The sequence below is a fragment of the Pseudomonas sp. SAS7 genome (genome assembly GCF_052112345.1).
GTDB classification, from domain to species: Bacteria; Pseudomonadota; Gammaproteobacteria; order Pseudomonadales; family Pseudomonadaceae; genus Aquipseudomonas; species Aquipseudomonas putida_Q.
The window spans coordinates 134,759-147,395 of record NZ_JBEGGO010000003.1 but is presented as its reverse complement, the minus strand read 5'-3'; the positions used below and the strand labels follow the sequence as shown (position 1 = coordinate 147,395).

The window sequence follows — 12,637 nt, the reverse complement described above, 5'->3', positions numbered from 1 at the left end:
GATGAACGCGCCAAGGCCGCACGACCTGCTGTGGGGGATGCCCGTGGCGGGCTTGCCCGCAGACGCGCCGCAGTGGGCCCAGGACGTGCTGGCAAGCGGCCGGCCAGTGGTGGTGCGCCGTGCCTCCTGTGAGGATGGCTGGGTAGCGGTTGGGGTACGTGGTCAGGGCCGGGCGCAGCGCTTGGGTGGGTTGATGCGCCTGGCCGATATCCAGCGTCAGCAAGGCCCCGAAGCGCTGCGGGTGCATGTACAAAGCCCATGGCCTGCACTACAGGCACTGGCCTCGGTCACCCCGGTATTGCAGGCCAGCGGCCTGGCCTGGGGGCCGACGGGCGGGGTGGGGTACCAGATAGCGACCGGCATTGAAGTGGTACATGCCGACAGTGACCTGGACCTGCTGCTGCGCACACCACAACCGCTGGCCCGTGCTCAGGCGCGGGAGCTGCTGGATATCCTCGACTGCGCGCCGTGCCGTATCGATGTGCAGCTTGAAACCCCGGCGGGTGCCATTGCCTTGCGTGAATGGGCGGGCTTTGCCCGCCGCGTGCTGCTCAAGTCGCCTCATGGCCCGCGCCTGGTCTCCGACCCTTGGGCCGTGATGGAGCGTGCCGCATGAGCAGCCTGTTCGCCTTCCCCGGCCAGGGCGCCCAGCAGGTGGGCATGCTACAGCGCTTGCCTGAGGGCGCCGGGCAGCTGCTGGAGGAGGCCAGCGATACCCTCGGCCAAGCTGCGCTGGCGCTGGACAGCCGGGAGGCACTGCAGTCTACTCGCGCGGTTCAGCTGTGCCTGCTGCTGAGCGGTGTGGCCTGGGCTCGCTGGCTGATGCAGCGCAGCCCAGCGCCGGATTACGTGGCGGGGTTGTCGATTGGCGCCTATCCAGCGGCGGTTACGGCGGGCGCCCTGGGGTTTGCCGATGCCTTGCGCCTGATCGCCCTGCGTGGCGAGCTGATGCAGTGCGCCTACCCGCAAGGCTACGGCATGACTGCACTCAGCGGCCTGGACCTGACCAGTGTCGAGTGTTTGCTGAGCGAGGTGGGGGGCGAGGTGCATGTCGCCAACCTCAACAGTGAAAACCAGATCGTCATCGCCGGTAGCGATACGGCGATGGCTGCGGTCGCCGCCAGGGCTCGCCGCCAAGGCCAGGGCGTGGCCCGACGGCTGGCAGTCAGCGTGCCGTCGCATTGCCCGTTGCTGGCTGGGCCGGCAGCGGAACTGGCCAGCGCCTTCGCCACGGTCGAGTTGCAGCGCCCACGCATTACCTACCTCAGCGCCAGCAGCGCGCGCCCGGTGTTCGACCCACAGCGCCTGCGCGACGACCTGGCGGGCAACATGGCAAGGGTGGTCGACTGGCGCGCTACGTTGCGCAACGCCTTTGAACGTGGCGTGCGCCTGCACCTGGAAATACCACCCGGCAGCGTGCTCAGCGGGCTGGCCCGGGCAGTGTTTGAACAGGGCAGGGTGGTGGCCGTGGAGGGCACCCGTTGGGACACCCTGGATGCGCTGCTGCGCCAGGAGGTGGCCCAGAACCGATGATGGCAGGCTAACGCAATTCCTGTAGGACCGGCCTTGTGTCGCGATAGGGCCGCAGAGCGGCCCCGGCAATTCTGAAGTGAAGCGAAGATCCTTGGGGGCGCTGCGCACCCCTATCGCGACACAAGGCCGCTCCCACAAAGACCGCGAACGCCGCATAAGTGTGTGTTTACGAAGAACAACAACAAGCAACTTAGACACTACCTGAGGACAACAACAATGATCATCTATGGTGTGGCACTGCTGGCGGTCTGCACGCTTGCCGGCGTTATTGTCGGCGACTTCCTGGGCGTGTTGCTGGGCGTCAAATCCAATGTGGGCGGGGTCGGCATCGCCATGATCCTGCTGATCTGCGCGCGGCTGTACATGCACCGCAACGGTGGCATGAGCAAGGAGTGCGAGTTTGGCGTGGGTTTCTGGGGGGCCATGTATATCCCGGTGGTGGTGGCCATGGCGGCCCAGCAGAACGTGGTCACCGCCCTGCACGGCGGGCCGGTGGCGCTGCTGGCGGCAGTGGGCGCGGTGCTGGTGTGCGGCGCGACCATCGCCCTGATCAGCCGCAGCCACCGTGGCGAGCCTTTGCCTGCCCTTGAACCCACCCCCGAAGCCCGCGCGCAGGTTGCCCCTGCAGGAGGTCGTTGAACATGTGGCCGATCATTGAAAATGCCCTGGAGCACAACGGCCTGATCACTGCCTTTGCAGTGGTAGGCGCAATCATGTGGTTGTCGGTTGTGATGTCGAAGTACCTCACCTTCGGCCGGGTGCACGGCTCGGCCATCGCCATCGTCATCGGCCTGGTGCTGGCCTGGGTAGGTGGCACCGTGACGGGTGGGCAGAAAGGCCTGGCCGACATGGCGCTGTTCTCCGGTATCGGCCTGATGGGCGGGGCCATGCTGCGGGACTTCGCCATTGTGGCCACGGCCTTCGAGGTGCAGGCCACCGAAGCGCGCAAGGCCGGGATGATTGGCTTGGTGGCGCTGTTGCTGGGCACGGTGCTGCCATTTATTGTCGGTGCGGCAGTGGCCTATGCCTTCGGCTACCGCGATGCGGTGAGCATGACCACCATCGGCGCGGGGGCGGTGACCTATATCGTCGGGCCGGTGACCGGGGCGGCGCTGGGTGCGAGTTCGGACGTGATGGCCCTGTCGATTGCCACCGGGCTGATCAAGGCGATCCTGGTGATGGTGTTCACCCCAGTTTCTGCGCGCCTGCTGGCCCTGGACAACCCGCGCTCGGCAATGGTGTTCGGCGGGTTGGCAGGGACGGTGTCGGGGGTGACGGCCGGGCTAGCCGCGACGGATCGGCGGCTGGTGCCGTATGGGGCGCTGACAGCTACTTTTCACACTGGCCTGGGCTGCTTGATGGGGCCCTCGATCCTGTATTTCTGTGTGCGGGGGTTGGTTGGGTGATGGCCACCGGGTGTTTGTCGCAGCATTTTTAGCGCCTGGGAGATCGAGCGCCGCCCGCGCGGCGCTTCGCAGCACAAGGCTGCTCCTACATTTGTTTCGGGCCAGTAATGCCTGTAGCAGAGCGCGCGACCGCCTTGTTGATCCGGCGCGATATTAAGGTGGACGCCAAGGGACCGCGCGCTAATGGCACGGGAATAATTGGCCCGAAACAAATGTAGGAGCAGCCTTGTGCTGCGAAGCGCCGCGCGGGCGGCGCCCGGTCTGACAGACGCAACAAATGTTAAGGCGGGCACCTGCAAGCCGCCCCCCAAATCGGGGAAAACCGCCGGGTAATCCTCCCCAATCCGATTTGGTTACCTACGCAACCATTTGAAAATATTAGGTATCTTCTCCTGGCACACACCTTGCTCCACACCTCCGCAGAGTTCCTGTGTTCTGGAGGTGCAGCATGTCTACGCCACGCAAAGGCCCCCTTCTGTCATCACTCGTTCTGGCCCTGTTAGGCTGGGAATCGACCAGCGAGGCGGCCGTGCAGTGCCAGCGCACCTTGGTCGCCAATGTGGTGGCACTGGACCAGCCACTCATGTTCAACCGCCTTGGCGCGCAAAACGCCAATGGCATGATGTTCGCGCTTCGTGAAGATGTGGTGGACGACAAGCAAGTCCCCCTCAGCAAGGGCGGGGCTGCGGTACCGGGCAAGGTCACCCTGCGCCCGGACAAGCGCCCACGGCCGATTGTGCTGCGGGTAGCCGCCGGTGACTGCCTCACGGTCAACCTGACCAACCTGCTGGCCTACCAGGCCAACCCCAAAAAGCACGGCATCGATCCTGAAGAAAACGAAGCCGAAGGCGAAGAGGAAGGCCCGGAGAACGAAGTCGAGAACGAAGGCGGTGAGGATTTCGTCGCTGATGAGCAGGTAAATGACCGGCATGTCGGCTTCCAGGTGAACGGCATGCAGGCGGTCAACAGCATTGGTGATATCGCCGCCAACACCGGCCGCAATGGCAACTTCCTGGTATCGCCCGGCAACACCCGCAGCTACACCCTGTACGCCGAGCGCGAGGGGGCCTTTGCTGCCACCAGTCAGGGCGCTACTTTTGGCGGCCAGGGTGGGGCAGGTAACGTTGCCAATGGCCTGTTTGGCCAGGTGGTGGTCGTCCCCAAAGGTGGGCGAACCTTCCGCAACACCTTGACCGAAGAAGAAATGCGCCTGGCCACCACCGGCCGTACCGCCACCGGCCAACCGGTCATCGATTACCAGGCCCGTTACCCGCAGACTCAACCGTGGATCAGCGAGGGCAAGGCCGGCAAGCCGATCATTGCCATGGTCGACGGCAATGAAATTCTCAACAGCGAGACCGACGCCATTGTCATGGGGCCGAACCCGGACGGCAGCTTCCCGCGCTCGACCTACCCGCTGGAAAGCGTCAACAAGCGCAACCCCGCATTGCCCAACCGCCTGGAAGCGTTCCGCGATTTCGCCTCGCAGTTTGCCGATGAAGTGGCCGCCACCCAGGCCTTCCCCGGCTACTGGGCGGACCCGGTGATGGGCCATGTGCTGGAGCCAACGCGCGATTCGTTCATGATCAACTACGGCTCCGGCGGCATGGGCGCTGAAGTGGTCGCCAACCGCCTGGGTGTGGGGCCGATGCATGACTGCCTGTCGTGCGCCTACGAGGAGTTCTTCCTCAGCGCACACACAGTGGGCGATATCGGCACCCTGGTGGACGTACCGGCCAACGTCGGCCTGGAGAACATTCGCCCAGGCCAGACGCCGCCGGCCAGCGCCGTGGGGGTCAAGGCCAGCATGGCGCTTTACCCGGCCGAGCCAGCCAACGTGCACCACAGTTACATTGGCGATTTCACCAAGTTCCGCAACACCCACAATGGCCATGAGCAGCACATCTTCCACCTGCATGGCCACCAGTGGCTGTTCAACCCCAACGACGACAACTCCGACTACATCGACGCCCAGGGCATCGGCCCGGGTATCGGCTACACCTACGAGATTGCCAACGGCGGTTCGGGCAACCGCAACCGCGTGGCGGGCGATGCCATCTACCACTGCCACTTCTACCCGCACTTTGCCCAAGGCATGTGGGCCATGTGGCGGGTGCACGATGTGTTCGAAGAAGGCACCCGGCTGGAAGTGAGCGGGCAGGGCGAGAATGGTTTCCACAGCACCCCGTTTGCCCTGCGCAGCGGCAAGCCGGCTGCTGGCGCCCGGGCATTGCCGGATGGCGAAATCGTTGCCGGTACGCCTATCCCGGCTATCGTGCCGCTGCCTGGCAAAGCCATGGCGCCAATGCCTGGCAAGGTGGTGGTGGTACCCAAACTGTCTGAGCAACTGGTCGCCGCCAACGACGATGATGGCGAAAACGAGGACGAAGGCGATGACGACCACGCCAACCAGGCGCCGGTGCGCAAAGCCGTCGGCTCACTGGCGCTGGTCGACCGCACTGATGCCAACCGCAACGCTGATGGCACCCTGAAAAACCCAGGCTACCCGTTCTGGATCGGTGGCATGGAAAGCAGCGTCGGCAATCGCCCGCCAACCCCGCCGCTGGACATGCTCGACCCGGCCCTGGCCCGGCAGCTGAAAGACAGCGGCAAGGCCCTGTGGGCCAACCTCGACGCCAACCAGGTAGACGGCTGGGATGGCGGCCTGGGCCGTCATGCGCTGGACGGTGTATCCGCCGGTGGCGAGGCTGTGACCACCACCACCAAGCTGGACTTTTCCAAGGTGGTGCACAAAGCCAAGCCCATCTACTTGCCTGAAGAGGGTACCGATGTCGAGCAGGCCGCCATGCAGTTCCACGCCAAGGCCGAGCACCCCAGCTTCGCCCTGATCCCTGGCAGCCAGCCGGTGGCCAAGGCCTTCCGCACCAACGGTGCCTTGCCCACTGCCGGCGCGCCGTTCTATGAGCCTTGCATGGATGACCGCGGCAAGCGCCTGACCCAAACCTCGGGGGTAGGCGAGTTTGCGAGCGGTGAGAGCCTGACTGGCATGAGCTTCCGTGGTTCGTCCACCTTTACCGCCGACCGCCCGCGCATCTACAAAGGTGCCAACATCCAGTTCGACGCGGTGTACAACAAGGTCGGCTACCACTTCCCGCAGGCGCGTATTCTGGCGCTGTGGGAAGACGCCTGGCCGGTGATCACCAAGCAGCGCCCGCCAGAGCCGCTGGTGATGCGCATGAACACCTTTGACTGCACCATGTACACCCACACCAACCTGATCCCGTCGTACTACGAAATGGACGACTACCAGGTGCGTACCCCGACCGACGTGATCGGCCAGCACATCCACCTGCCCAAGTGGGACCTGACTGCCGCCGACGGCTCGGCCAACGGCTGGAACTATGAAGACGGGGTGCTCTCGCCCGGGAGCGTGGTCGAGCGTGTGCATGCCATCCGCGCCTATAACGGCTGCACCGAGGGCGACAGCCGCGATGGCACCGCCGCGTGCCCGAGAGCCAAGCAGCACCCGTACTTCGGCCGCTTTGGCCGGGCCGACTGGCTGGGTGCGCGCACGGCCATGCAACGCTGGTTTGCCGACCCGCTGGTGAACGTGAACAACGTCGACCGTGGCTTGGGCACCATCTTTACCCACGACCACCTCGGCCCATCCACCCACCAGCAGCTGGGGCTGTATGCAACCGTGCTGGCCGAACCGGCCGGCTCTACCTGGTACCACGCCGAAACCGGCGAGCAACTGTACAACCCGGCCACACGCCAGGATGGCGGGCCGACCTCGTGGCAAGCGGTGATCAAGACGGGCGACCACGATGGCGATGGCAAGAACGACAGCTACCGCGAGTTCTTCCTTGAATACAGCGACTTCCAGCATGCCTATGAAGCGGGTGTGTATGTGGGCGCAGGGCCGGACGGCATCCCCAGTGGCCAGGCCTACCCGGCTACGGCCGACAGTTTCCGCTATGCCATCAACCCGCCGGTAAGGCAGAAGGCATCCAACCTGCTTGAATCGGTGGTCGAGTCGCGCGGTGGCCTGGCCCCCGGCTGCCCAAGCCGGCCTTGCCCGCAGGCAATTTCGGTCGATGACCCGGGCATGTTCGTCGTCAACTACCGCAACGAGCCGCTGGCCCTGCGGGTATTCGACCCGAACAAGGTCGGCCCCGATGGCAAGCGCGGCATGCAGGCAGACGGCCTGGCCGGCGACCTGAGCTATGCCTTGCAGAGCCGTACCGACCGTGCGATCCCGGCCATGAACCTGGCGCCTTCGGCGATCACCTCGGCGGTTGGCCCTACCGGCGGCACCACACTGTTCCCACCCCACATCAACAAGGCCGGCAGCGAGCCGGGGGACCCGTTCACGCCCATGTTGCGCACCTACTCCGGCGACAACGTACGGCTGCGCCTGCACGCCGGTGGCCACGAGGAGGAGCACAACGTGACCTTGCACGGCGTGAAGTGGCTGCAAAACGGTTCGGGCTTCGGTAACAGCTCCAACTCGGGTTGGAAGGCCTCGCAGATGATCGGTATTTCCGAACAGATGGGCTTCATGGCACCGGTGTCGATGATTTCCAGTTCTGCTGCCACCAACGGCGATTACCTGTACGCCATGGACGCAGCCCTGGAAGGCTACTGGAACGGCATCTGGGGCGTGATGCGCAACTACACCGCACAACGCGCTGACTTGTTCCCGCTGCCCAACAACACGCAACCCGTGGCCATGCGCAATACCGTGAACTTTGACGGCATCTGCCCGAAAACCACGGCCAACCCCAACGGCATCGGTACCCGCACCACCGTCAAGCGCAGCTACGAGATTGTCGCGGCGCTGGCCAACGACATCCTCGAGAACCGCGTTGGCGTCAGCATCAACGACCCGGCCGGTGTGGGCCAGCATGTCGGCGGCCCGCTGAAGGCCAATGGCGGCACCCTGGTGTTCAACAGCCGCAAGACCAGCATCCCGCAGGTGACGGTTGTCGACGAGGAGGACGGCACCACCTTTACCGTGGGTGGCCACAGTGCGCCGCTGCATGACCCGACCGCCGTGCTGTATGTGCGCAAGGCCGACCTGGACGCCACCACCGGCAAGCTCAAGGCCGGCGTACCGGTGGAGCCGCTGGTGCTGCGTGCCAACGCCGGGGACTGCATCAGCATCACCCTGGAAAACCGCCTGCCACAGGTCATGCCAGACCTGCCAAGCACGGCCGTGATGCAGAACGTGGTCAAGCGTGACCGCTTCGACAGCGAAGGCTCCACCGCCTTCAACAACAACCTGATGCGGCCGTCCAGCCATGTGGGCCTGCATGCCCAGTTGCTGGCCTACGACATCACCAAGTCCGACGGCGCCAACGTGGGTGCCAACCCGGTGCAGACCGTGCCACCCCGGGTGGGCAACAGCGGTGCCTACCCAAGCCGGGTGTACCAGTACTACGCCGGCCACCTGGAGCGCGAAGGCAAACCGGTGCTGCAACTGGGCCGCACGGTGGACAACATCAACACCACGGCAATCGAGTTTGGTGGCCTGAACCTGATGCCGTCGGATTTCATCAAGCAGCCACAAAAAGGCCTGGTGGGTGGCATGAGCATCTTGCCGCAGACCGCAACCTGGACCGAGGACACCGCCAGCCGGGCCCAGGCCACGGTCAAGGTCACTGGCCAAACCGATTACCGCGACCTGGTAACGGTGTGGCAGCGCTCGATGAACATGCGCTGGGCTGACGGCCGCCCGGTCGAAGGCATCGCCACCGAAGGCAATGGCGTGCCGGGGGACCCGAAAGACAACGGCAACATGGCCATGAACTACAAGACCGAACCGCTGTGGCTGCGCTTTGGCCTGGCGCCGGATGCACCGTTCGGCCATGCCGACGGCTTCGGCTTTGCCGATGTGCCCAACGCGCACATGGCCTACAGCAACGCCCTGGTTGGCGGTGACCCGCAAACCCCGGTGCTGTACGCCAAGCCTGGGCAACCGGTGCGCAGCCATGTGCTGATGCCCAGCGGTGGCAGCCGTGGCATCACCTACCAGCTGGACGGGCACCTGTGGCCATTGCACAACTACCAGGCCGAGAGAAATGACGCGGACGGCTACCCGATGGGCCTGCCTGGCATCGGTTCGGTGCGCTTCGGCTACAACCCGATGGCCATGTACATCGGTGCTCAGGAGAGCGTACTGCCAGCGGCGCACTTCAGCTTCATGCTGCCGAGTGCCGGCGGTGCCAACGCGGTGGCGGGTGACTACCTGTTCCGCGACTACGCCGCCTACGGCAACCTCTCTGGGCTGTGGGGGATTTTGCGGGTGACCAACGAAGCGCCGCCGGCAACGGCCCCGGCGCAGTGACGGAAGGGGAGCGCGAGCATGAATAACAAGACTCGCCCTGCTTGCTTGGGGGTGTTGCTGGGGGTAGCGCTGATCGGCCTGGGCGTGGCGTATGAAAAGCTCTGGTGCGATCCCCGCGAGCTGTTGCAGGAACCTGCCGACCCGCAGGCCCTGCACCGGCTCAGCCGGGACGGCGTGACCGTGGATTTCGAGGCCCGGCCGCTGGCCGGGGGCGAGTTGAAGGAAGGCGCCTTCGCCAATATCCGCTTCAAGGTCAGCGACCAGACCAGTGGCCAGCCGCTGTCGGGCATGGCCCCGGGGGCGTGGATCGACCCGGCGCAGTCGGCGCCGATAGGCGACCGCAACCAGAGCTGCAAGGCGCGGGTTGCGCTGTTTCTCAAGAGCAGCATCGGCGCCCGGCCGCTGCTCGACCTGAACAGCTACTTCCTGTTGATGCTGAACAACGACGCCAGCCTGACGGTGATCGACCCGACCGTTTCGGTGGGCGGCGTGACCAGCACCATGGCCCGCATCGACCTGCCCGGGCGGCCCATGGACTGGGTGGCTACCGGCGACGACAAGCAGGTGTTCGTGTCGATCCCTGAGCGCGGCAAGGTGGCGGTAATCGATACCGAAACCTTCACCCGCATAGCCGACCTGGACGCCGGCGACCAGCCGCTGCGCGTTGCCTTGCAGCCGGACCAGCACCGGTTGTGGGTGGGCAACAACAGCAGTGACCCGGCCAAGGGTGGGGTGACGGTGATCGACGTGCCAGGGCGTACTACCCTGAAAAGCTTCAACACCGGCACCGGGCACCACGAAATCGCCTTCAGCGCCGACTCGCGTTTTGCCTACGTCAGCAACCGCGACAGCGGCACCCTCAGCGTCATTGATATCCCGGAAATGCGCCTGGCCAAAACCATCAAGGTTGGCCCGCACCCGCTGTCGGTCAGCTACTCGGCGCTGTCCCAGGCCGTTTACGTGGTCGATGGCGAGGAAGGCAGCGTGCGGGTGTTCGATGCCCGCAGCCACGAGCTGCGCCATATGGTCAAGGCCGAGCAGGGCCTGGGGCCGATGCGCTTCAGTAGCGATGGCCGCTACGGCGTGGTGCTCAACACCCTTGAGAACCAGGCCCTGGTGATCGATGCCAGTACCGACAAGCTGATTCACCACATCCCGGTGGCGGCCGAGCCCTATCAACTGACCTTTACCAAGGGCTATGCCTATGTGCGCGGCCTGGCTTCCCCGAAAGTGACCATGATCAACCTGTCCAGCCTGGGCGAAGGGCGCTCGCCGATCATCCAGGGCTTCGAGGCCGGCCCGGCAGCGCCGCGCCAGGCCGGTGACCTGCCACTGGCCCAGGGGTTGTCGGTGTCGCGTGATGACAACTCGGTGTTCGTGGTCAACCCGGTGGACAACACCACCTACTTCTACGCCGAGGGCATGAACGCGCCGATGTCCGGCTACAACAACCGTGGCCACCAGGCCCGCGCTGCCCTGGTCGTTGACCGCAGCCTGCGCGAGGTGGCGCCCGGGGTGTACGGCTCGACGGTGAAACTGCCCGCTGCCGGCAAGTTCGACGTGGCCTTCCTGCTCAACCAGCCGCAGATCATCCACTGCTTCAGCGCCGATGTCGCCGAAGCGCCCAATGCCGGCAAGCGCAAGGCCGCGCATGCCGAGTTCATCGGCCTGGACCAACCAATGCCGCAGCACAGCGCCATTACCGCACGGGTGCGTATCGTCGGTGACGACGGCCAGCCACGGCTGGGCCTGAACGACCTGAGCCTGCGCTACTTCCTGGCGCCGTCGTCGATGCCGCGCAACCTGCAGTTGCAGGAAGTGGGTGAGGGCGTCTATCAGGCAGCCCTGATACTGCCCGAAGCCGGCGCCTGGTACCTGCATGTGCAGTCGCCATCGCTGGGGCGCAAGTTTGCCGAAGAAAACTACACCAGCCTGCGCATCCTGCCGGCCACAGCAACCAACGCTTCCCAGACTGAAATGAGGAGTGTGCGATGAACGCCAAGCATTCTTTCCAACTGCTGGCCCTGAGCCTGGCACTTGCCAGCAACCTGGCCCTAGCCCACGCCGGCCACGATCACAAGGGCCACGCCGAACAGCCACCGGCGGCTCGCCAGGAAAAGACCAGTGTACGTTTTGCCGACGTTTCCCTGCTGAACCAGGACGGCATGCCGGTGCGCCTGGAGAAGGACCTGGTCGGTGACCACCTGGTGGTCATGGGCTTCATCTACACCAGCTGCACCACGGTGTGCCCGGTGGTGTCGTCGATCATGGGCAAGGTCCAGCAACAGCTGGGTGGCCGGGTAGGCGAAGAAATCCACATGGTGTCGATCAGCGTCGACCCGCAGCGTGACGACGCCAAGCGCCTGCAAGACTACGCCAAGGCCTTCCAGAAGGGGCCAGGCTGGAGCTGGCTGACCGGCACCCCGTACGCTGTCACCGAAACCCTCAAGGGCCTGGGCAGCTTCAGCGCCGACCTCCGTCAGCACCCGCCGCTGATTCTGGTGGGTGACGGGCGAAGCGGGCACTGGACGCGGTATTACGGCTTCACCGACCCCTCCGTACTGATCGAAGAAATCAACCGTCTCAGCGCCCGCCGGGTGCATGCCAAGAGCACGGCCATTGCCGACCACCATGAGGTGCAACCATGAGCTCTGTAACCTCCCGCCGCGGCGGCATGCGCGCTTTCGACTGGCTGGTGCTGGGCGGCTGCCTGTGGATTCTCGCTTCTGTGGCGTTCGCCCATGAAGGCCACCTGGAGCAGGCGCCCGAGCCGCAGCCCGCACCTCAGGCAATGGCCAGTGGTGGCGGTACCCGCGATGCCCAGACCTGGTTTACCGATACCGTACTGAAGGACCAGAACGGCCGCGAACTGCGTTTCTACAGTGATGTGCTCAAGGACAAGGTGGTGGTGCTGAACGTGATCTTCACCCACTGCACCGACGCCTGCCCGCTGATCACCCGCAAGCTGCGCGAAGTGCGCGAGGCCATGGGCCAGCAACTGGCCAGCCAGGTGACCTTCGTGTCGATCAGCAGCGACCCGCTCAACGATACCCCGCAAGCACTCAAGGCGTTTGCCGAGAAGCAGGGGGTTGATGGGCCGAACTGGCTGTTCCTGACCGGTGACAAGGCCAATGTCGACCTGGTGCTTGGCCGTATTGGCCAGTTCCTGCCCAGCCCCGAGCAGCACTCCACGCAGCTGATTGCAGGCGATGTGGCGGGCAAACGCTGGAGCAAGATCCGCCCGGATGCACCGCCGGCGGCCATAGCCCAGCGCATGCAACTGCTGACCCAGCCTTTGGCAGGCCGGTGAGCATCATGCCCAATACTTCACCACTGCCGACGCGAACCCTTGTAGGAGCGGCCTTGTGTCGCGATCGGGCGCGCAGCG

General features: G+C 65.0%; 8 protein-coding genes. All 8 read left to right on the top strand.

All coding sequences use genetic code 11. The features are described 5' to 3' along the window. The first annotated feature begins 1 nt into the window (after position 1). The 8 genes from ABI582_RS06480 to ABI582_RS06445 all read left to right on the top strand — a co-directional run bounded on the left by ABI582_RS06480 (position 2) and on the right by ABI582_RS06445 (position 12,559). On the top strand, positions 2–616 hold the full coding sequence (locus ABI582_RS06480; protein ID WP_442118708.1) for a malonate decarboxylase holo-ACP synthase: 615 nt from the start codon (positions 2–4) through the stop codon (positions 614–616). Beyond that, the gene (gene mdcH / locus ABI582_RS06475; protein WP_442118707.1) at positions 613–1,533 is read left to right on the top strand and encodes a malonate decarboxylase subunit epsilon; all 921 of its coding nucleotides are present in this window, start codon (positions 613–615) and stop codon (positions 1,531–1,533) included. Before ABI582_RS06480 ends, mdcH begins: the two co-directional genes overlap by 4 nt. A 216-nt stretch (positions 1,534–1,749) precedes the next feature. Beyond that, complete coding sequence (madL, locus tag ABI582_RS06470) at positions 1,750–2,172, top strand: malonate transporter subunit MadL (RefSeq protein WP_016499446.1); 423 nt, start codon at positions 1,750–1,752, stop codon at positions 2,170–2,172. A 2-nt stretch (positions 2,173–2,174) separates the two neighbouring features. Next, complete coding sequence (gene madM / locus ABI582_RS06465; protein WP_016499447.1) at positions 2,175–2,939, top strand: malonate transporter subunit MadM; 765 nt, start codon at positions 2,175–2,177, stop codon at positions 2,937–2,939. Between the two features lie 448 nt (positions 2,940–3,387). Next, positions 3,388–9,249, top strand: a complete 5,862-nt coding sequence (mnxG, locus tag ABI582_RS06460) for a manganese-oxidizing multicopper oxidase MnxG (RefSeq protein WP_442118706.1) — start codon at positions 3,388–3,390, stop codon at positions 9,247–9,249. Positions 9,250–9,267: 18 nt separating this feature from the next. Then, on the top strand, positions 9,268–11,244 hold the full coding sequence (locus tag ABI582_RS06455; protein WP_442118705.1) for a cytochrome D1 domain-containing protein: 1,977 nt from the start codon (positions 9,268–9,270) through the stop codon (positions 11,242–11,244). Continuing rightward, the gene (locus tag ABI582_RS06450; protein ID WP_063423795.1) at positions 11,241–11,897 is read left to right on the top strand and encodes an SCO family protein; all 657 of its coding nucleotides are present in this window, start codon (positions 11,241–11,243) and stop codon (positions 11,895–11,897) included. Before ABI582_RS06455 ends, ABI582_RS06450 begins: the two co-directional genes overlap by 4 nt. Further along, positions 11,894–12,559, top strand: coding sequence for an SCO family protein (locus ABI582_RS06445; protein WP_442118704.1), 666 nt, complete (start codon positions 11,894–11,896; stop codon positions 12,557–12,559). The genes ABI582_RS06450 and ABI582_RS06445 overlap by 4 nt, the downstream gene beginning before the upstream one ends. Positions 12,560–12,637: the final 78 nt, after the last annotated feature.